The sequence below is a fragment of the Paenibacillus sp. FSL R7-0333 genome, assembly GCF_038000365.1.
Taxonomy (GTDB): domain Bacteria; phylum Bacillota; class Bacilli; order Paenibacillales; family Paenibacillaceae; genus Paenibacillus_AQ; species Paenibacillus_AQ silagei.
Map to the genome: position 1 here is coordinate 3,220,085 of NZ_JBBOBZ010000001.1, position 21,363 is coordinate 3,241,447.

Annotated in this window: 19 protein-coding genes; 17 read left to right on the forward strand and 2 right to left on the reverse strand. The window is 52.7% G+C overall.

Annotation, left to right across the window (positions count from 1 at the left end; all coding sequences use genetic code 11):
* Nucleotides 1–99 precede the first annotated feature (99 nt).
* The 3 genes from hrpB to MKY86_RS13380 all read left to right on the forward strand — a co-directional run bounded on the left by hrpB (nucleotide 100) and on the right by MKY86_RS13380 (nucleotide 4,517).
* Nucleotides 100–2,592, forward strand: coding sequence for an ATP-dependent helicase HrpB (gene hrpB / locus MKY86_RS13370; RefSeq protein WP_076077836.1), 2,493 nt, complete (start codon nucleotides 100–102; stop codon nucleotides 2,590–2,592).
* A gap of 108 nt (nucleotides 2,593–2,700) precedes the next feature.
* Entirely contained in the window at nucleotides 2,701–3,345 is a 645-nt protein-coding gene (locus MKY86_RS13375) for a general stress protein (protein ID WP_076077839.1), read from the forward strand.
* Between the two features lie 812 nt (nucleotides 3,346–4,157).
* Nucleotides 4,158–4,517: a helix-turn-helix transcriptional regulator gene (locus tag MKY86_RS13380; RefSeq protein WP_036694148.1), complete on the forward strand. Its 360-nt coding sequence runs from the start codon at nucleotides 4,158–4,160 to the stop codon at nucleotides 4,515–4,517.
* 107 nt (nucleotides 4,518–4,624) lie between these two features.
* Here MKY86_RS13380 and MKY86_RS13385 read toward each other — a convergent pair whose 3' ends face one another.
* Nucleotides 4,625–5,188, reverse strand: coding sequence for a TraR/DksA C4-type zinc finger protein (locus MKY86_RS13385; RefSeq protein WP_076077842.1), 564 nt, complete (start codon nucleotides 5,186–5,188; stop codon nucleotides 4,625–4,627).
* Between the two features lie 187 nt (nucleotides 5,189–5,375).
* On the opposite strand from MKY86_RS13385, the gene MKY86_RS13390 reads away from it, so the two are divergent.
* From MKY86_RS13390 to MKY86_RS13435, 10 genes are all read left to right on the forward strand, one after another.
* Nucleotides 5,376–5,771, forward strand: coding sequence for a DivIVA domain-containing protein (locus MKY86_RS13390; RefSeq protein WP_036728841.1), 396 nt, complete (start codon nucleotides 5,376–5,378; stop codon nucleotides 5,769–5,771).
* Nucleotides 5,772–5,842: 71 nt separating this feature from the next.
* Nucleotides 5,843–8,575, forward strand: a complete 2,733-nt coding sequence (locus MKY86_RS13395) for a CHASE3 domain-containing protein (RefSeq protein ID WP_076077845.1) — start codon at nucleotides 5,843–5,845, stop codon at nucleotides 8,573–8,575.
* Nucleotides 8,576–8,761: 186 nt separating this feature from the next.
* Nucleotides 8,762–9,628, forward strand: a complete 867-nt coding sequence (locus MKY86_RS13400; protein WP_036728836.1) for a PRD domain-containing protein — start codon at nucleotides 8,762–8,764, stop codon at nucleotides 9,626–9,628.
* A gap of 21 nt (nucleotides 9,629–9,649) precedes the next feature.
* Entirely contained in the window at nucleotides 9,650–10,165 is a 516-nt protein-coding gene (locus MKY86_RS13405) for a PTS sugar transporter subunit IIA (protein WP_076077847.1), read from the forward strand.
* Between the two features lie 43 nt (nucleotides 10,166–10,208).
* Nucleotides 10,209–11,663, forward strand: a complete 1,455-nt coding sequence (locus tag MKY86_RS13410) for a PTS transporter subunit EIIC (RefSeq protein ID WP_076077850.1) — start codon at nucleotides 10,209–10,211, stop codon at nucleotides 11,661–11,663.
* A gap of 275 nt (nucleotides 11,664–11,938) precedes the next feature.
* On the forward strand, nucleotides 11,939–13,219 hold the full coding sequence (locus MKY86_RS13415; protein ID WP_143803656.1) for a stalk domain-containing protein: 1,281 nt from the start codon (nucleotides 11,939–11,941) through the stop codon (nucleotides 13,217–13,219).
* Between the two features lie 322 nt (nucleotides 13,220–13,541).
* Nucleotides 13,542–14,057, forward strand: coding sequence for a sigma-70 family RNA polymerase sigma factor (locus MKY86_RS13420; protein ID WP_076077855.1), 516 nt, complete (start codon nucleotides 13,542–13,544; stop codon nucleotides 14,055–14,057).
* Nucleotides 14,058–14,080: 23 nt separating this feature from the next.
* On the forward strand, nucleotides 14,081–15,208 hold the full coding sequence (locus MKY86_RS13425; RefSeq protein WP_076077858.1) for a hypothetical protein: 1,128 nt from the start codon (nucleotides 14,081–14,083) through the stop codon (nucleotides 15,206–15,208).
* Nucleotides 15,205–16,200: an ABC transporter ATP-binding protein gene (locus MKY86_RS13430; RefSeq protein ID WP_076077860.1), complete on the forward strand. Its 996-nt coding sequence runs from the start codon at nucleotides 15,205–15,207 to the stop codon at nucleotides 16,198–16,200. Before MKY86_RS13425 ends, MKY86_RS13430 begins: the two co-directional genes overlap by 4 nt.
* The gene (locus MKY86_RS13435) at nucleotides 16,197–17,078 is read left to right on the forward strand and encodes an ABC transporter permease subunit (protein WP_076077863.1); all 882 of its coding nucleotides are present in this window, start codon (nucleotides 16,197–16,199) and stop codon (nucleotides 17,076–17,078) included. The genes MKY86_RS13430 and MKY86_RS13435 overlap by 4 nt, the downstream gene beginning before the upstream one ends.
* A gap of 96 nt (nucleotides 17,079–17,174) precedes the next feature.
* On the opposite strand, the gene MKY86_RS13440 is transcribed toward MKY86_RS13435, so the two are convergent.
* Nucleotides 17,175–17,501 (reverse strand): winged helix-turn-helix transcriptional regulator, encoded by a 327-nt coding sequence (locus tag MKY86_RS13440; protein WP_076077866.1) that lies wholly within the window; start codon nucleotides 17,499–17,501, stop codon nucleotides 17,175–17,177.
* Nucleotides 17,502–17,733: 232 nt separating this feature from the next.
* Between MKY86_RS13440 and MKY86_RS13445 the strand changes: the two genes are divergently transcribed.
* The 4 genes from MKY86_RS13445 to MKY86_RS13460 all read left to right on the forward strand — a co-directional run bounded on the left by MKY86_RS13445 (nucleotide 17,734) and on the right by MKY86_RS13460 (nucleotide 21,341).
* The gene (locus MKY86_RS13445) at nucleotides 17,734–18,516 is read left to right on the forward strand and encodes a GTP cyclohydrolase II (RefSeq protein ID WP_076077869.1); all 783 of its coding nucleotides are present in this window, start codon (nucleotides 17,734–17,736) and stop codon (nucleotides 18,514–18,516) included.
* Nucleotides 18,517–18,626: 110 nt separating this feature from the next.
* A complete protein-coding gene (locus MKY86_RS13450) occupies nucleotides 18,627–19,682 on the forward strand; it encodes an ABC transporter ATP-binding protein (RefSeq protein WP_076077872.1) in 1,056 nt (351 codons plus the stop codon).
* 70 nt (nucleotides 19,683–19,752) lie between these two features.
* Nucleotides 19,753–20,547 carry an ABC transporter permease gene (locus MKY86_RS13455; protein ID WP_036730060.1) on the forward strand — a complete coding sequence of 265 codons (795 nt, stop codon included), beginning with the start codon at nucleotides 19,753–19,755 and terminating at the stop codon, nucleotides 20,545–20,547.
* An 8-nt stretch (nucleotides 20,548–20,555) separates the two neighbouring features.
* The gene (locus MKY86_RS13460) at nucleotides 20,556–21,341 is read left to right on the forward strand and encodes an ABC transporter permease (protein WP_076077875.1); all 786 of its coding nucleotides are present in this window, start codon (nucleotides 20,556–20,558) and stop codon (nucleotides 21,339–21,341) included.
* The last annotated feature ends 22 nt before the right edge of the window (nucleotides 21,342–21,363 follow it).

The window sequence follows — 21,363 nt, forward strand, 5'->3', positions numbered from 1 at the left end:
TAAGGGTGACTAAGCTTCTACTTGATATCCGGGGCGGTTTCACCCATGATAATGAAATGGATATGAAACTTAACTTTTAGCGGATGATGGAGAGATGAAATGAAGCAGCTTCCGATTATGCAGGTGCTCCCTGACCTGAAGAGAATTCTGACAGACCGTGCAGCGGCCATTCTGATTGCTGAGCCTGGAGCGGGGAAGACAACGACTGTGCCGCCTGCTTTTTTGGAGGAGTCCTGGCTGGCCGGTAAAACCATTCTGATGCTGGAGCCCAGACGTCTGGCAGCCCGTTCGGCCGCAGGCTACATGGCTTCCTGTATGGGGGAGAGTGTCGGTCAGACCGTAGGATACCGTATGCGGATGGATACCAAGGTGGGGCGGAATACACGGATTGTTGTTGTGACGGAAGGCGTGCTGACGAGGATGCTCCAGAGCGATCCTTCGCTGGGGGATGTGGGGCTTGTGATCTTCGACGAGTTCCATGAGCGCAGCCTGCATGCGGATCTTGGACTGGCACTGGCGCTTGAAGCGCAGAGTGTGCTGCGCGAGGATCTGCGCATTCTGGTGATGTCGGCGACCCTGGATGGAGATCGCGTAGCTTCCCTGCTGGGCGAAGCGCCGGTCGTCCGTTGTCCGGGCCGGACGTATCCGGTGGAGACGGTCTATATGCCGGAGGCAGGCAATGCTGCCCTTGAGAAATCCGCAGCTGCCGCTGTCCGGCGTGCGCTTGCTGAGCAGCCGGGGGATGTGCTAGTCTTTCTGCCCGGCGAGCGGGAGATCCGCCGGACGGAGCAGGAGCTGGCATCAGGAAGCCTGCCGCCAGGAACGGTGCTGCGGCCGCTCTATGGCCAACTGCCGCAGCCGCAGCAGGATGCGGCGGTGGCTCCTGCAGTGGAAGGCGAACGGAAGGTCGTACTGGCAACCTCCATTGCCGAGACGAGTCTGACAATCGAAGGGGTACGCTCGGTGATTGACACGGGGCTTCGCCGGACGCAGGTATTCTCTGCGCGTACCGGCATGCCGCGCTTAACGACGGTGCCGGTCTCGAAGGCCTCGGCCGATCAGCGGCGCGGCCGGGCAGGCCGGACAGCACCAGGCGTTTGCTACAGGCTATGGAGCCGGGAGGCGCATGATCATCTGCCGGACGACAACGTGCCGGAGATCATGGAGACCGACCTGGCGCAGCTCGCCCTGGAGCTGGCGCTGTGGGGCGTGCGCGATCCGGGAGCGCTCGCCTGGCTGGACGCGCCGCCTGCCGCGCCTTACGCGCAGGCCACGGCGCTGCTGCGCCAGCTCGGCGCGTTGGACGCCGGCGGCGCCATTACGCCGCACGGCCGCAGCATGGCCGTGCTTGGCGCGCACCCGCGCATCGCGCATATGCTGCTGCGCGCGGCAGACCTTGCAGCAGCGCCGCTCGCCGCCAGGCTCGCTGCGCTGCTGCAGGAGCGGGACCTCTTCCGGGGTCCCGCGGCTCTAGATAGCGACCTCACGCTTCGCGTGGAGGCGCTGCTCGGGTTCGAGCGCTCCGCCAGCAGCGGCGGAGCGGACCCGGCGGCCTTGCGCGCGGTGCAGCGCGAGAGCCGCAGCTTCCTGGCGCAGCTGCAGGCAGCGCCGGGCGAAGGGCCCGGCGACATCAGCCGCAGCGGCCTGCTGCTGTCGTTCGCCTATCCCGACCGGATCGGGCAGGAGCGCGGCAATGGCGCGTTCCTGCTCTCCGGCGGCCGGGGGGCGGCAATGCGCGAGGGGCAGCCGCTGGCACGCTCGCCCTACATCGTGGCACCCGGCGTGGATGACCGTGCCGGGCAGAGCCGGATTATGCTTGCCGCGGCGCTCTCCGAGCAGGACCTGCTGAAGCATCATGCGGACAGCCTTCTGGAGGAGCGCGAAGTCTACTGGGACAGTGAGAGCGGAAGCGTGAAGGCGCGCAGAGTGACCCGGCTGGGGGCGCTCATCCTGAAGCAAACGACCCATGAGCGGGCTACTCCCGAGGAGACAGAGAGCGTACTGCTGAAGGTGATCGCGGCGGAAGGGCTACAGCTGCTGCCATGGGAGAAAGGGACCACTCAGCTGCGGCAGCGGATGGAATTCATGCACTCACTGCGGGCCGACTGGCCCGATATGTCGGATGAGGCGTTGACGGATACATTGGAGGAATGGCTGGCCCCCTTTATACAAGGGATGCGGAATCTCCGTGATTTACAGCGGGTGAAGCTGACGCAGGCACTGGAGGGTATGCTGGACTGGAACAGCCGCCAGCAGCTGAACAAGGAGGCACCGACGCATATTACGGTACCGAGCGGTTCGCGGGTTCCCTTGGATTACAGTAATCCAGGAGCGCCGGTACTGGCAGTTAGGCTGCAGGAGATGTTCGGGCAGACGGATACTCCGCGGATCGGCGGGGGGAAGGTCCCGGTGCTGCTGCACCTGCTGTCTCCGGCGAGAAGGCCGATGCAGATTACCTCAGATCTGGCCAGCTTCTGGCAGAATACCTATTTCGAGGTGAAAAAAGATCTGAAAGGCCGTTATCCCAAGCACTACTGGCCGGATAATCCGCTGGAGGCAGCACCTACCAACCGTACCCGTCCTTCCAAATAAAATGTGGTTGTGATCAGGCATTAATGCATCCGAAGAAGCTTTTCCTGTTTGGGCACCGCGTGAACGGGTAATAGAGTAGCGAACAACAATTACGAAGGAGGGCTTCAAGTGACAGAGAAAATTATTGGCGTATTCGATACGGAACAAGAAGCAACCAGAGCAATTGAAAGTTTGCAGAGACAAGGGTTCACGAACGATGAGATTTCAGTAATAACGAAGGATCGAGATGACCTGAAACACATCTCCGAAGATACAGGAACGATGGCGCCGGAAGGCGTTGCTACAGGTGCGGCCACCGGCGGCGTAGTGGGCGGAATTACCGGCCTGTTGGCCGGGATCGGTGCGCTGGCCATTCCGGGAATTGGTCCAATCCTTGCTGCAGGCCCAATCGCAGCTACACTAACAGGGGCTGCCATCGGAGTAGGAGCAGGCGGACTGGTGGGCGGATTAATCGGACTCGGCATTCCCGAGGATGAGGCCAGAGATTACGAAGGCTATATCGACAGCGGCAAAATCCTCGTCCTGGTCGATGACAACGGCCGTGGAAGAGATATCCATACGGTATTCCGGGGCAACCGTTCACTCAATTCCGGCCGGTACGATAGCCTGTATCCGGAGGATACGCTGGCGGACCGCGGAGCAACTAACCCGGATCTGGTCCCTAAGTACACAACGGTTGGCAATACCTTGGGCAACAGAGGCTCGATGAATGCAGACCGTGACCCGGACCTATACAACCGCGACAAAATCTAACCCTATAGCGGGACACAACCCCGCTAATATAGCTCAACAAAAGAACTGCCTGCGGGACAACCCCAGGCAGTTCTTTTTGCGGACAGCATCGTATTCCTTCATTATAATGTGAGATAAGATAAGGGGCACAACCGTTCGAAAGTTATATAAATTCATCATATGAAAAATTCGCAAAAGAACGAATAGTTGGATTTTCAACACTTACTGATGAGCTTTTTCGCGTATCTACATCAACAATTGGAAAAATGGTACTTAAAAAACCACAATACCCCAACTTGTAGGCAAACGAGTAAAATTAGCTGCCTTTTTTCCACTTGCTGCCGTGCAATCCTCGAAGTTTGATGAAATAAGATACGTTTTTCCACTAGAAATAAAATTTCATCATATGAAAAATTCACAATAGAGATGCTAAATCCCCATCTCTACACCTATCTACGCCACCTAACCCCCATACCAACCACTTACTTATCTACTTCAAAACAGAAAAAGTGAAAGATTACCCCATTATCGACAAATAGGCAACTCACTAAATGACTATTGTCTCATTTCCATGATTGACGACAGTACTGTCTTGGTATCCTCCTAAATTTTAAATAACTTGTTGTGAAAGCTGGGAAATAGAGTTTATACTAAAGTAATAGTGGGAATTGCCAAGCGGCAACAGTTTTCCCTGCTATATGATTTCTAACAAGTGGAAACGGCTTTGCCGTCCTTTTAAAGGACGGTACCGTTTCGGCGAGAAATAGAAGGATAATGTATAGTGTGAAACATATACATTCTTATATTTCAAAAAACACCTCGGGAGGTGTCTTATGGCGTTTATGATTGCTCAGCGGGCGTTTATAAAGGTATACCTGATTACGATGGTGGAGCAACACAAGGGGTATGGTTATCAGATGCTGGAGGATCTGCGCAGAGATTTCAAAGCTCATGGCTATTCGCCTCCCCAAAGTGAAATTTACCGCGCTCTGCATGAGTTGGTGCAGCAAGGGATACTTTACCGTACCAAGCAGCTTAAGGGGAGCGATCCGAAGGTCGATTTTCAGGAGATTGTCCTGTATCACTTCACTTCGGACGGGGAGGAGAAGGCCAAACTATATAAGAAGCAGGTGAAGGCCGATCTGGACCGTTGTCTTGGTATTCTTAATAAGGCAGTAGCAGACAACTTCTGATGGGAGATCCACGAGCTGGCGGGCTAATGTATATCGATCTGGCCACGTTCCGGCGGACTCATCTATATCAGTCTATCCAGAAGCCTCACAAGTCGTGACCTGCCGGCTCAGGAATCCTCATCTTCAGAATCCTGGCCCGGCGGGGTTACCGGCGAGCTTGCGCTGCCATAATCCTCGACGGCTTCCCAGGCACCAGCGTCATCGAATCTTCCGCTATTCTGCTGACGTCCTTCGCCTGCACCGGCTGGCGGCGGGGTCATAACCTCTTCTTCCACAGGGCGTGCGCCGGTGTCACGGCTGGTTGGGGCATGCTCCACGGTATAGCGGGTGTAGGGGATGGCCTCAAGCCGCTCATAAGGAATCTCTTGCTTGCTGGCTTCGCAGATGCCGTACGTTCCGTCATCCATCCGCGCAAGAGCAGCTTCGATCTCCGTTAATTCTTCGGCTAGCGAGGTGTTGATGGACAGGTCGCGGCTGCGTTCAAACGTCTCTGTTCCTGTATCGGCGGGATGGTTATCGACCGAAGAGAGCTCGCCCGTTGAGAGGATAAGGGAATCGCCAAGCAGGCTGTCTTCTGCTCCATTGCCGGAGAAATGCTGATCCAGTTCTGCCTTGCGTTCTTCAAGCGTGGCTCTAAGCTTAGTCAATTGGTCTTTGGTTAAGTGGCTCATGTGTCATCTTCCTTTCAGCTTGATTAGTAGTTACACTGTCGTAATCTTTCCTTACCCTAATGTGTTATAGGGCAATCAGCAGGCATCCCTATGCTGAATTGTAACTTTAGTGATATTTTCATGCTGCTTTCACCCTGTTATAATAATACCTGCCGGATGAATGCAGCATACACTTGGAGGTTATGAAATGGACGAACATATGAAACGCCGGCTGGATAAGCAGAGAAAGCTGTTCAGCCAGCTCGGTATTACCCTTGATGCACTTACCATTCATGAGAAGGAATTCAGTATGAAGCTTCGCGGCTATGATGCCGAAGAGGTGGATACGTTCCTGGACAGCGTCATTAAGGATTATGAACGGTTCTATGCTACCATAGCGGATCTGATGGATAAATGGCAGGAGCAGCAGATTGAGATGAAAGAGCTGAAGGCAGAGGTGAAGACCGCAGCCACTCCGGCCCCTGTGCCGATTATTAAGGGGATTGATCCGCAGGATCTCGAAGATATTATCATCAAGCTGGAAGCCAATGTGCGTCAGCTCAAGGACAGATTGCCCATTCCCCGCACGGAGGGGTATTTGTAATCCCTGTGCAGCCACAGCGTGAGAGACAACAATATGCAGCATAAGTATAACTCTGGACGGGGGTTGGACCATTGCCGGAGAAGCATGCTTGGAGCTTGAAGATCCGCGGCAAAATCGCACTTGGATATGTCATCATATTATTAATGCTGGGGCTATTTCTGATTATAGTCTCTGGCCGGATTAACAGCCTGGAGAAAGAAACCGTGTTCTTGAGCGATCATGATATAGAAGTTCATGAACTTACATATCAAATTGAGAAAAATGTACTCGATATGGAGACTGGACAGCGGGGGTATGTCCTTACCGATGATGAGTCCTATCTGGCACCGTATAATGACGGGCTGGTGCAGTGGAGGATTAATGCAGCGAAGTTGAATAATCTCATTGCCGATAACCCGAAGCAGGTACGGAATCTGGACACGATTACGGATAATATCGAGAAGTGGGTCGATGTTGCCGGGCAGCATGTGGTTGAGCTGAAGAAGAATGGCCATACGGAAGCGGTCAACGCTTTTTTTCGCAACGATACGGGAAAAAGCCTGGTCGACACGATCCGTTCCCAGTCCGATTACTTCCGTGACATCGAACGTACGCTCACGAACGACCGGATCAGCAACCTGAAGGACAGCAATCATAAGCTGCTGATTACCATGTACATATTGTGGGGATTGGTGGTCGTACTTGCGCTGCTCATCACTTATCTGCTCTCGGCCAGCATTGTGAATCCGTTGCACAGCGTCATACAGGCCATCAACAGTATTGCCTCCGGCGGTAACCGCTCGGAGCGCATTAGGGTGAAGACGCTGGATGAAATCTATGACCTGGGCGAAGCGACGAACGGGCTGCTGGATAACGTGCAGCGGGAGCAGTGGACGAGTGAACAGCTCACCTCAATGTCGATTGCCCTGCAAGAGACCATTGATATGCCTTCGCTGTGCAGAATTTTTGTCAGCCGGTTGTCGGTTATGCTGGAAATGCAGTATGCCACTATATACGTCGTGAATAACGAGGAACTGTTCGAGCGCATCTATTCCTATGCAGGCGCAGAGAATAAGGAAGAACGCATCGGGCCCGAGGTTATTCAGCCGGGAGTAGGCCTGGCAGGTCAATGTGCGCTGGATCAGCGGATGAATGTGATTGAGCAATTGCCTGATGACTATATCTCCATCAGCTCCGCTCTGGGCAGAACGCCGCCGAGGTTTGCTGTGATTGCTCCGATTATTTTTGAGAACAAGACTGTTGCTGTACTGGAGATTGCTGCGCTGACCCGTTGGGCGCCTTACCATTTCGAGCTGCTGAAGGAATTGCTGGACATGATGGGGGTTACCGTGAATTCGGTGAAGACCCGGATGGAGATCCAGAGGCTTCTGCATGAATCACAGGTGATGAACGAAGAGCTTCAGGTTCAATCCGAAGAGCTGCAGACTCAGTCTGAGGAGATGCAGATGCAGACGGAGGAGCTTCAGAGTCAGACCAGCGAGCTGCTAACCGTGAACAAGGAGCTTGAGAATCAGAAATATGTAGCCGAGAATGCAGCGATCGAGCTGGAGCGGTACAATGAACAGCTGGAACAGAGCTCGCGCTACAAGTCTGAATTCCTGGCCAATATGTCGCATGAGCTGCGGACACCGCTGAACAGTATGCTGATTCTCTCACAGCTGCTGACAGAGAACCGCAATCATACGTTAACCGAGGAAGAACTGGGCTATGCCTCTGTCATTTACAATTCCGGCAGTGATCTGCTTACTATGATTAACGATATTCTGGATCTTTCCAAGGTGGAAGCGGGCAAAATGCTGGTGGAAATGGATGCCGTCAATCTCACCGAGCTGCCCTCGCTGCTGCAGGGTTATTTCGGCAAGCTTGCAGAAGCGCAGAATGTGGAGTTTAACGTGACCCTGAACCCCGAGGTTCCGGATCTGTTCTTCACCGATGAGATGCGCCTGCACCAGATTCTGCGGAATCTGCTGTCCAATGCCTTCAAATTCACGGAGCAGGGCTCTGTTACCATGGAGATTACCAAGCTGGCGGCATATTCAGATCAGAGTTACATAGCAGAGGGGCCGGTACTGGCCTTTGCTGTCCAGGATACCGGAATCGGCATCTCTGAAGAGAACCGTGAGCTGATCTTCGAGGCCTTCCGCCAGGTGGACGGAACGACTGCCCGCAAATTCGGGGGAACCGGTCTGGGCTTGTCCATCTCCCAGCAATTGGCTCAGCTGCTGGGCGGGCATATCAGCCTGGAGAGCGAAGAGGGAAAGGGCAGTACATTCACCTTGTATCTCCCTTGCCGTGAACTGGACAGTGAAGAAGAACCGTTCCATCCGGCGGAGCTGGCTCAGACTGCAGCCGGGTCGGAGCACTCCAGAACCGTTCATGATACAGGGCAGCCGGGTAATAGCCAGGACTCCCTGTTCGAGAAGGAATATGCTATGCTGCAAGGTAGGACTGTCCTGATTGTGGATGATGATATGCGCAATATTTATGCCTTGCAGAAGGGTCTGGAGCCTTACGGAATGATCATCATGACCGCTCAGACGGGTTATGAATGTCTTCAAGTGGTTAGAGAGCAGCCGGAGGTGGATATCGTACTCCTGGATATTATGATGCCGGTTCTGGATGGCTATGACACGCTGTCTATTATCCGTGAGGAGATGCATCTCACCGACCTCCCGATCATTGCAATCTCTGCCAAAACGATGAAGGAAGACCGTGAGCGTTGCCTGGCAGCCGGAGCCACTGATTTCATCAGCAAGCCGGTATTGATGCAGGACGTCATTACACGAATGTGCCGGTACATTTGACTTTTCCAAAAACCCATTGACGGGAATACAAGGTATGCTTTATGATGGGTTCATAAATGATCATTTATATGCAGTGGCGTGTTACCTTAACAGGGCATGAGCCAAGATTCGTACTCAATACTTTGAGTCCAGTCTTGGCTCTTTTTTGTGCAAAAAATCAGGATATGGGCGGAAAGGAGGGGGAACTTGGCGAGGGACACTGAACAATTTCAGGTGCTGCGGGTGATTGGGAATAATGTCGTAATGGTAGAGGGCGGCAAGAAGAGCAAGGAATATGTAATTATCGGCAAGGGCATCGGGTTTGCGCTTAAGGATACGGGTGTTATTGATTCGGATGATCCCCGGATTGAAAAGCTGTTTCGGCTGGAGGACCGGGAGGAATGGAGTCAGTATCAGATTCTGCTGGAGGACATTGATCCCAAGGTCATGAGGATTACGGATGAGATTATCTCTGATATCGCCCGTGAGTTTCCCGGCAAGTTAAACGACAAGATCTATTTGGCGCTCCCCAGCCATATCCAATTCACCATTTTCCGCTTGCGCAGCGGGATGGACATTGTGAATCCATTCCTGGAGGAGACCCGGATGACGTTCCCCAAGGAATTTGAGATCGCTTCCAAGGCGGCGGGGAAGATCAGCGAAGGCTTTGAAGTGCAGATTCCTGAGGACGAGGTCGGTTTCCTTACTTACCACGTCTATTCTGCGGTCAGCAATGTGCCGGTGGGCCAGCTTGTGAAGGCCTCCAACATTGTCAGTGAGCTGATGGAGATGATCCGCAGTGAACGCAAGATCCGCTTTGAGCAGGGCAGTATGAATCATGTCCGGCTGATGGTTCACTTGAGATTCTCGATTGAACGGATTCTGCAGGGTTCGCTCATCGACAATCCTTTTGTGAAGCATATCAAGAAGGAATACAAGGATGAATACAAGCTCGCGCAAAGGATGGGCAAAGTCATGCAAGGCAAGCTCAGTGTAGACGTACCCGAAGAAGAAATCTGCTTCCTGGCTATGCATCTGCACCGGCTGTTCCAGACCATAGAGAAGAATAAATAGCAGCAGCAAGGAGTGACCTTTATGTTTTCGAGATGGAAAGCTAAAAAAGAAGAGAAACCTACTGAGGCGGTAACCCGCCTGGAGATATACGCTCCGGTCAGCGGAGAGTCGGTACCGTTAACGGAAGTGCCGGATGAGACCTTTGCAGGTGGGCATATGGGCCAAGGCATCGCCATAGAACCTATAGAGGGACGTTTAACGGCCCCTTTTGACGGAAAAATTGCGCATGTGGTCAAAACCAATCACGCTCTAATCCTGGAGCATGCCTCTGGTCTGCAACTGCTGATGCACATCGGAATTGATACGGTCAGCTTGCGGGGCGAAGGCTTCATTAGCCATATTGCCAACGGAGATGAAGTGCAGGCAGGGCAGACGCTGATTGAATTCGATCCGGAAGCGATCCGGGCTGCGGGCTACCGTACCATTACTCCAGTCATTGTGACCAATAACGGGGAGGAACCTCCCGAGGTCGATTGCCATTACGGCCAGGTTACGGCAGGAACTAGCACTATTCTTACAGTAGCTTCACAGCCTTAGAACATACATGTACTAAATATGAAACGAGGGGGATGATTTCATTATGTTGGCTTTTCTACAGAAGTTAGGGAAATCTCTGATGCTTCCAGTCGCAACTTTACCGGCGGCAGCTCTACTGCAGGGACTCGGCCTTCTCGATTACGAAAAGGATTTACATCTGGGTAGCGCTATCGGCGGATTCTTGAACCAGTATGTTGCTCCATTCTTAAACGCAGGTTCGGGTGCGATTTTCGGCAACTTGGCACTGATCTTTGCGGTGGGGGTAGCAATAGGATTTGCCGGTGATGCTGTAGCTGCTTTATCGGCGCTTATTGCGTATATGGTTCTTACAAAAGTATTGTTGATCGTACCGGGAACCTTCAGTTTCATAGGCGACGATGTAGTGCTGGATATGGGCGTACTTGGGGGGATCTTTGCCGGTGCATGGGCCGCTTTCCTGTACAAAAAGTATCACACTATCAAATTACCAGATTGGCTCGGCTTCTTCGCAGGCAAACGGTTTGTTCCTATTGTTACTGCAGCCTCGACAATGGTATTGGCGGTTTTCATTGGTATGGTCTGGAGCCCGATACAAGATGTTATCAGTGATTTCGGTAACTGGGTAGTAGGCTTGGGTGCCATTGGTGCCTTCGTGTTCGGTACGGCGAACCGTCTGCTCGTTCCGATCGGCCTCCATCATGTTATCAATACCATTGCGTGGTTCCAGCTAGGTGACTTTACCAATGCAGCCGGCGAGGTAGTCCATGGTGACGTTTGGCGTTTCCTGGCCGGAGATAAAAGTGCAGGGATGTTCACCACCGGCTTCTTCCCGATTATGATGTTCGCTCTGCCTGGTGCGGCGCTTGCTTTCATTCATACCGCAAAACTGGAGAAGAAAAAGCTGGTAGCCTCCATCTTTATTGGATCTGCAATTGCCTCTATACTTACCGGGATTACCGAACCGCTGGAATTCTCATTTATGTTTTTAGCACCGCTATTGTACCTTGTCCATGCGTTATTGACCGGTGTGTCAATGGCTCTGATGTACATCCTGGATGTACGGCTCGGATTCAGCTTCTCTGCAGGTCTGATTGACTATCTGACGAACCTTAAGATTTCAACGAACGCATGGGTACTGTTTCCGGTAGGGTTGGCATTCTTCCTACTATATTATGTTTTATTCCGCTTTGTTATCGTCAAGTTCAACCTCAAAACTCCCGGACGCGAGGATGAGACGGAAGATGACCTGATTGATCTGTCCAAGAGCGGTACAGCCGCGTCGTCCTCTTCCAGAGCCGCCAAGATTCTGGAGAACATCGGCGGTCCTGCGAATATCCGCAGCATCGATGCCTGTATCACCCGCTTGCGTCTTAACGTAAATGATGACAAGGCGGTTAAGGACTCCGCGCTCAAGCAGCTGGGGGCTTCCGGTGTCATGCGGCTTGGTCAGGGGGCTGTACAGATTGTATTTGGACCACAGTCCGAGCAACTCAAGGATGATATTAAGAAGCTGATGTAGCTTGAAGCTTGTTAGCACAGAAGAATAGCTTTTCCTGGCAGGCATCCTTCATGGGATGTCTGTTTTTTTGAAATATAAAAATTTATATGTTGCACACGATAACTTATCCTTCTATATCTCGCTGAAACGGTACCGTCCTTTAGAAGGACGGCAATGCCGTTTCCACTTGCGGAAAAGAGAATTTTTATGCACATTTTATTGGTTTGCGGTTTGAACGGGGGCCTTACAGGTTATTAAACTAAAAATCCATTTGTTTTGGGAAAGGATGGGTATAGGTGAGAAAAAGGCAAATGTCCGGGCCTGTAATCCGGCGGATATGGATGGCTGTCATCTGGCTAGGGGTAGCCGTAGCGCTGAGTGTATCAGCGGGCCAAGCGGAAGCTTCACCGGCAGCAGGCAAAACGATCCAGGTCAATCTGGATGATAAACCGTTATCTTTTGATAAAGCTCCCTTGCTGGATAAAGGGACGACGCTGGTTCCATTTCGTCCGCTGTTCGAAGCGATGGGCCTCACAGTAGGCTGGAATCCGGCACAGCAGACGGTAACCGGCACCAAGGAAGGCCTAACCATCGTCATGACGATAGGCAGCAAGACGGCTACCGTCAACGGCACCAGTGTTCAGCTATTGCAAGCGCCAACTATTATCGATAATTATACAATGGTCCCGCTCCGATTCGTTGGGGAATCCACTAAAGCGCTGGTGGCATGGAATCCGTATAAGCCGCAAATTCTCGTCTATACCGATCCTTACTTAGCGGCAAACGGCCTGACCCAAGCCACGGCGAAGGCGGAGGTTGATAAGCAAATCGCTGAATTCAAAAAAGTATATGACGAGCAGATCGCCAGCCAGCCGCAACAGCCCAAGCCGCCAGCTCCAGGGACTGTGCTGAATGCTCCTGCCGGAGACGGTTCCTATAAGCCAGCCGCTTCAGACCAAGTGAACCTGAGCAATCTGCAGGGAATGTATTACGGCTTCAGCCCGGACTACGACGGGTATGCGTGCGGCGGGATGTGCTGGAATATCATCACCTTCCTGCCGGGTAATAAAGTAGTTGTTGATGCTCCGAAGCAAGGTGGACCGGAGACGATCAACTGCTCGCGTGACGGCTGCCAGACTTACACGATACAGAACGGTAAGCTGAAACTAAGTAACGGAGATACCTATGATATTGCGGTCAAATCCGGCAAGCTGTATATTGATGATGTTGAGCTGAGCCGGGTCAAAACAGTCAAGAACGGGCTGACCCTAAGTGGTACTTATGTTCACCGCGGCTTCCAAGGGCTGGCCGGGATATCTGCCGGGTCAACTTCTTGGACACGGACGCTGGTGCTGAACAGCAATGGAACCTTCACCAGCGACAACCTGATGCTGGGTACCGTCCAGGGCGGAGCACCCACAACAGGCGGGGCCGGCGGTTCAGACACCGGTTCATATAAGATAAGCGGGAATACCATTGTATTCGCTTTTGGTAACGGTAAGGTATCCAGTTCCCTATTCTTCCAGCATGATGACGGCAGCATCCAGGTTGGGGACGAGAATTACAGCAAGCAATAGTCACGAATGGAATAGCAAGACGCAAACGGTCCCCGGGATTTTACCGGAGGACCGTTTTTTTTGTGACAGATAAGCATTTATATGTTTTGGGGTCCCCGCAAAGTACCTGAGTCATCACCTACGCTAAAGCCCCACTTTGTGGGGTTATTTGGTGGATGTAGATGCATAGGGCAGCGCCCGGAGTGGATGTATGCGGGTCAACCGGGCTGACGTATAATTAGAAGATCAGAATTGCTGGAGAGAAATCTTGAGGCAAGGTGATACAAATCAGCCTTAGCCTTCGTCTTACTTATAGCTGCAGCGGATAAGGAGGATTTACCTAATGAATATTCCGGAATCAGACCCATACAAATTAATCTTTTATGAGCATTACCCGAGTGTGCGGCGCAAGCTGGCGGCACTTGTGAGGGACGAGAGTGCTGCCGATGATCTGGCGCAGGAGGTTTTTATCAGACTCTACAGAAATCCGCCGGATGATCCCGCGGCTCTGGGGGCGTGGCTGCATAGAGTGCTAACACGGATCGGATATGATTATCTGAACCAGCGGGTGAGAGAGCGGCGTCTGATCAACAAACAGGAGCTGTTATATGATGTGGGGGCTTCTGCTCCTACGGGGGAAGAAGTAGTCCTCAGCAAGCTGGATCAGGAAGATGTACGGAGCTGGCTGGAGGATCTTCCCGAACGGGACCGGCAGGCCCTGCTGCTTAAGTATTCGGGCTACAGCTATGCAGAGATCGCCGGGGAGCTGGGAGTGAAGCCGCCAGTAGTCGGAACCCTGTTAAGCCGGGCGACAGCTAAACTGAAACACCATGCGGTGAAATCCATTCCGCAAGAATAATGAGATCCGGGAGGAAAGAAACCATGAATAGAGCAAACGGGCAGATACAGCCACAGAACACAGATGCAGCCTGGGCTAAATTACAGGAGAAGCTGGGAGACGAGCCGGTCAATCCGGTGTGGGCTACATGGGGCAAGCAAGAGACCCCTATAGAGGAACAGACTGTCAAGGCTGATAGATCAGATAGAACAGAACCGGAAGCAGATGTTGTGCTTCAGGCAGCTAAGGCGGATAGTCGTGCAGCAACGGAGCCAGTGCAGAATACAGGGTGGAAGTCACGCCGGCCTATAATGAGCCGCAGCCGCAAGTGGGTCGCTGCGGCAGCAGGCGTAGCGATTTTCGCAGCAATTCTGGCTACTCCGGTAGGGAATACAGCCATGGCAGCCTTGCTGAACCAGTTCAAGATGCAGGAGGCTACTGTTGTTGAAGAAGGCGATCTGCGGGATATGTTCTATCAGATAATTCAGAATGGCAATGGCAATATTGAGCAATCCCTTGAGGCCTTCGGTGACATCTCCATCACCAATGGTGAGATGAAGGAAAATGTTCCGCTCAAGGATATCCAAGGCTTGCTGGGCTACGAGCCGCTGAAGGGGTCCGTCATGGATTCAGTCAAGTTTGTTCAGGTCAGCGGGTCCCATGATATCACACTGAACCTGAAGGTGGATGAAGTGAATAAGGCCTTGAAGCGTCTGGGTTCACAAGATCTGTTGCCTCAATCTGTAGATGGCAAGCCGATTACGCTTCATATCCCCGAGCAGGTGAATTACGATCTGGGCAGCGATCAGCACTGGGGAGCCTTGTCACAGATGAACACACCTGTCGTTACCGTAGATCCTTCTGTGGATCTGGACGAAGCGATTGATGCCGTTGTGAACTTCCCGCTGATTCCCGACAATCTGCGAAGCAGTCTGCAGAAGAGCCGGATTTTGTCCGGCGATCTGCCGATGCCGCTGATTAAGGGCAATCATGATGAACAGATTACGGTGGCTGGTACGCCGGTCATTCTTACTGAAATGAAGTTCAGTAACGGCAACAGCTATACGGCTGTCTGGGTGCAGAAGGGGCAGCTTCTGCAGCTTAGCGGCGGAGATATCTATCCTGAGCGCGAGCAGTTCATTCAGAAGGTACAGGAGTTGATCACACAATGAGCAGTATCCCTGCGATTGATGCGAACGCCTTGACCAAAGCTTATCCGAACGGGCGCGGTTGCCGGGATGTTACTCTGACTGTGGGGAAAGGGGAAGCCTTCGGCTTCCTCGGCCCCAACGGTGCCGGTAAGAGTACTTTTGTCAAAATGCTGGTTGGACTCATCTCACCAACAGGCGGCCATGCTTCCATCCTGGGCCATCCGCTGGGCTCTATGGAAGCCAAAATGAAAATTGGCTATCTGCCGGAGCTGTACCGCTACCAGGATTGGCTGACCGGTGAAGAGGTGGTCAGGCTTCATGCCAAGCTGTGCCGGATTCCGAAATCCGTCATGGATCAGAGAATCCCTCACCTCCTGCAGGAGGTAGGCATCGGGCTGCGCGGAAGGGACCGGGTTAAGCATTATTCCAAGGGAATGCAGCAGCGGCTGGGTCTTGCCTGTGCGCTGGTGAATGATCCGGAGATTCTGTTCCTGGATGAACCCTCCTCAGCCCTTGATCCCATCGGGAGAATGGAAGTGCGGAAGATTCTGCAGCGGCTGAAGGAACGGGGAATTACTATTTTTCTCAACTCTCATTTACTTGAGGATGTTGAAGTGCTGTGCGACCGGATGGCTCTGCTGAGTAACGGAGCGGTCCTGCGGCACGGCAAAGTAGCGGAGATGCTGAACAAACGGACAAGCTGGCATTTCAAAGTGGGCGGATACACGCCTTTTTTGCTGTCCTGGCTTAATGAGCATACAGGGCTATCCATCCGGCAATCCATTCCTGCGGCGGGTAAATCGGGCAATGCTCCGGCACAGGTGGAAGAGTTGGATTCAAGCGTCGTGTGGCTGGAGGCGGAGCTGGATCATGAGGAACAGGCAGGCTGGCTGAACGGGCTGATGGTGGAGCAGGGGATGACGCTGTACCAGGTGAGCCGCCAGACTGAACGGCTGGAGGACTGGTTCATGGATGCGGTCGCCGGGCTCAGTCATAGGGGGGAGAAGGAATGAGAACCATATTAGCAATGACCTGGAAAGAAATGCTGCGCAAAAAAGTGATGCTGCTAACCCTCCTGCTGACCCTGGTGTTCCTGATTGCCTTCTGGTTTGTGGCCGATACCGTGGGAACGAACGATCAAGGGGCCGGAACGCTGGGAAATGGCAGCGGGTTGTTCATGCAGTACATGAACGGCGCTTTTATTCTGAGTCTGGGCTTCTTCTTCGGCGCGTTCGTTATTGCCTTTCTGGCGATCTTCAGCTCTTTCTCGGTGATTGCTGGTGAGGCGGAGCAGGGGGTCATGCAGGCTCTGTTACCCCGGCCGCTGCCGCGCTGGAAATGGTATCTTGGTCGCTGGCTGGGCTTTGTCACGCTGGGAACGATCTATGCCCTCATTCTGTTCACTGCGATTCTGCTGATTACAAGTGCCCACGCGAATGTTCCCAGAGATGCAGTCGTGCTTGCGAAGTCATTCCTGCTGTTCGCCTCTGTAGTTCCCTTGTTAATCTCCGTATCCATGCTGGGTTCAGGACTATTCTCGGCGCTTGGCAACGGTGTGTTCATGACAATGCTCTACGGGGCGGGATTTCTCGGAGGGATGGTAGATAAGCTTAGCGGTTCGCTGAGACTGGAGGACGACGGACTCAAGGTGCTGAATAATCTGACCGGAATGATCTCGATGATTATGCCCGCAGATACCTTGCAGCGCCGAATGACTGTCGAACTGTTCAGCTTACAGGATATGAATGGTATGTTATCGATGGATAGCGGGGCGCTTAGTCTGATGAATTTCAATTCATTTCCGTCTAATACCTTTGTGGTATACGCTGCGATCTACACTGTGGTTATCTTTGGGCTGGGGCTTCTGCGCTTTCAGCGTAAGGATCTGTAGGAATCGACCATGCTTATTATAAAATCAAACAAAGCAGCGCCCCGAAGGTTCCTGTTCAGGAGCTTCAAGGGCGCTGCTTCGCGTGCCGTGCGGGAATCATTTGGTCACGCCGATCTCGATCCAATCCGTAGACCAGTTACCGATCTCTCCAAGAATGGGAGCCAGGGCCGTACCTTTATCGGTTAACGAATATTCAATTCGTACGGGCATCTCAGGATATACATTGCGCTGTATGATCCCTTCCGTCTCCATCTCCTTCAACCGGTCTGACAAGACCTTGCCGCTAAGGTTGGACAAGCAATGCTCAATTTCTCCGAACCGCCGCGGACCATCCATCAGGACGAACACGATCAGGGCGACCCACCGCTTACTCAGCACATCTACCGCTTTCTCAAACCGCGGGCACATTTCAAAATCATTCATAAGGATCACCTCAGCATTCATTATATCATAAACTTACAATAAGTAATTATAAATATTTAAATATATATTATAACTTGACGAAGTTATATTACAATGATAAACTAACTTACAAATAGTTACTATGAAGAAAGTAAAATATCAAAATTTAAAGCGAAGTGAATTCTTTTCACAGCAAGGTTGCATAATGGAATCGAAGAAGCTTATGCTATCAAACTTTTAGGACGGTGCTCTTATGATCAACCCAGATATCCTATCTATACTACAGAACAAAATCAACCGGATTCCTATGGAAAACTCCACGAATATATTGGTCGGACCTATTACCCTGCCTGTCAATCTGGACGGGGAGACGATCACCTTCAAATGGTACAGCTGGCTGAATGTGACGGACGAAGAGCTTCAGCGCGCTGAAGGCAAGGAGGCTACCGAGCTGCTCATCAGCCGGTTGTCATCGATGAAGCTTGCGGATGGACAGCAGTCCAGTGTCCTGGTCTACGGAGATTTCGAGCATTCGGAGGAAGCGCTGATCCGGATGCACAGCATTTGCCATACCGGGGATATCTTCGGCAGCAAGCGCTGCGATTGCGGCTTCCAGCTGCACCAGTCGATGAAGATGATTGCCCAGCATGGCGCCGGGGCCCTCTTTTATCTGGCGAATCATGAAGGAAGAGGCATTGGCTTGTTCAGCAAAGCAATGGCATATCTTCTTCAGGAAGAAGGGTATGATACCGTAGAGGCCAATCTGGAGCTTGGGTTCGCCGATGATTCCAGAGATTACACAGATGCGATTAGCGTGCTTCAGCATCTGCGCAGCCATCCGGTGACTCTGATCACCAACAATCCGAAGAAGCTGGAAGCACTACGGGGTGCCGGAATGAATACAGTGAAGCGGGTGCCGCTATGGGGCGACGTATCGGCCTTCAATGAGAAGTACCTGCGGACCAAGGTGGCCCGTTCCGGACATCTGGAGGCTGTGCCGGGTGCAGAGTTTTTTGAGGGAAGAGTGGCTAAATAAGCAGGGCAGACGTAGGCGGAATGAAAGGGACGAGGAAATAGGTAGTACTTTTACATTCATTCTATTATAATGGGGTACTGAACCCAATTCTTAGCTTAGTGAGGTAACCTATGAATGCTATTCAAGTGCAGGACTTGCGCAAGACCTTCAAAGTCCAAAAAAACCGCGAGGGCCTCAAAGGGGCCTTCGCTGATTTGTTTAAGCGGCAATATTCCGAAGTAACAGCAGTGAAGGACATCTCGTTCAGCATTCCCGAAGGTGAAATCTGCGGATATATTGGGGAGAACGGGGCAGGGAAGTCTACTACGATCAAAATGCTTACCGGAATTCTTGTCCCTACCGCCGGCAGTCTGACTGTCGGCGGCTTCGTGCCGTACGAGGAGCGTGAGAAGTTCGTGCAGAACATCGGCGTTGTCTTCGGCCAGCGGAGCCAGCTCTGGTGGGATATCGGCGTGATTGAGTCGTTCCAGCTACTGCGCAAGGTATACCGCGTGTCCGAGCAGGACTTCAAAAAACGGCTGGATGAGCTGGTGGAACGCCTGGAGCTTCAGGATCTGCTGAACCGTCCGGTTCGGAAGCTGAGTCTGGGGCAGCGGATGCGCTGCGAGCTGGTGGCGGCACTGCTGCATAATCCGTCCATTCTGTTCCTGGATGAACCCACGATTGGACTGGATATTGTTGTGAAGTCGGAGATCCGCGAATTCCTGAAGGATATGAACCGGGAGCATGGCACAACCATCCTGCTGACGACACATGATCTGCAGGATATCGAAGCGCTCTGTTCGCGGGTCATTATGCTGGATGACGGGCGGATTATCTATGACGGAGGTCTGGATGACCTGAAGCAGCGCTGGGGGACCGGGCGTGAGGTGCAGTTCCAGTTCGGAACAGCCACGAAGCTGCATCAGCTGATCGGCTGGACGGAAGGCATGCCGGTGACCTGGACCGCAGAGAATGAGCTGGCGGCCAAGGTCTGGATTCCGCTGGAACTGAATGTATCGGATGTTCTGGGCCGGGTCGTCGGACAGGCCGATATTACAGACATCAAAATCATCGAAACAAACACGGATGACATCGTCCGCAGTATTTATCAGTCAGGCTCGGCAGAGAAGCCGGAGGAGCGGATCGCCGCTCTCAGCGATGAGAAAGAGGTTATCCATGTCTGAGAAGCTGGCAACGGCAGTTCCCTCCTCCGGCGGTTCTCCGGGCGGTTCCGGGGAGAATGGGCGGAGGCTGCTGCTTGGCGCTTATTTTGATTTTATCCGTATCCGGTTCCTGACGATGCTTGCTTACCGGGTGAATTATTATTCGGGGATTCTGATCTACACGCTCAATATCGGGGTGAACTATTTCACCTGGAGAGCGATCTATGGCGATGGTGAATCGCTCGGCGGCTTTACCGGGGCGCAGATGACCACGTATGTGGCGGTGTCCTGGATGGCGCGTGCCTTCTACTTCAACAATCTGGACCGGGAGATCTCCACGGATATCCGTGACGGAAGCATCGCGATCCAGTTCATCCGGCCTTATAATTATGTTCTGGTCAAAATGATGCAGGGCCTCGGCGAAGGCCTGTTCCGCTTCATGATGCTGATGATCCCGGGCATGGTGATTGCCATTCTGCTGTTTCCGGTACAGCTTCCTACAGAGCCTTCGGCTTGGGCCGGGTTCCTGGTCATGCTGTTCTTCAGCTTCCTGATCAGCTCGCAGATTAATATTATCACAGGCCTGTCTGCCTTCTTCGTGGAGAACAATGAAGGGATGATGCGCATGAAGCGTGTGGTCGTGGATCTGTTCTCAGGGCTGATTGTGCCGATTACCTTATTCCCGGACTGGTTGTCCTCCGTGCTTAAGGTACTTCCCTTCCAAGCGATTACCTATCTGCCGGGTTCTGTATTTACAGGCCGCGTGCAGGGGGTGGGCATCTGGAATGTGCTGGGTATCCAGGTCATCTGGTTCCTGATTCTGCTCATTCCGATTGTCTGGCTAAATCACGCAGCGCGTCAGCGGCTGTTCGTGCAGGGGGGTTAAGCTGAGCTATGTACTACCTGGGCTTATTGATTGAATATCTGAAGAATTATATGAAAACACGGTTAACCTACCGCGCGGATTTCTGGGTGGAGGTCATTTCCGACCTGCTGTTCCAGGCGACGAACTTTATCTTCATCCTGGTCATCTTCATGCATACTGACAGCCTGGGCGGCTGGAATCAGAACGAAGTGGTGTTCGTCTACGGCTTCTTCATGGTACCGTTCGGCGTGTTCAGCTGCTTCGTCAATATGTGGGGCTTCAGTGAGCGGTATATTGTCAAAGGCGAAATGGACCGCATCCTGACCCGTCCGGCGCATAACCTGTTCCAGATCTTCCTGGAGAATGTGGACCCGCCATCCCTGTTCGGCTCCTTCATCGGGCTGATTGTCATGGCGATCAGCGGCAGCAATCTGGGCCTGCCGTTTGAATGGTGGACCCTGCCGATGCTGATTCTTCTGACGCTCAGCGCTGTAGCCATTTATACAGGGATCTATACGACACTGACCTCGTTGTCGTTCTATTCGGATGCGCCTACAGGCATTCTGCCGCTGATGTATAACATCCAGACGTACGGACGTTATCCGGTAACGATCTACAACCGGGCGATTCAGGTGCTGCTTACGTGGATTATCCCGTTTGCTTTTGTCGGGATCTATCCGGCAGCCTTGTTCCTGCACCGCGATGAGATGCGGACGATGGCCCTGCTGACCCCGCTGGTCGGCGTGGTCTTCCTCAGCATCGGCCTGATGGCCTGGAGCTATGGCGTCAAGCGGTATAAGGGCGCCGGGTCTTAAGACGCTTGAATGAAATAGCTAT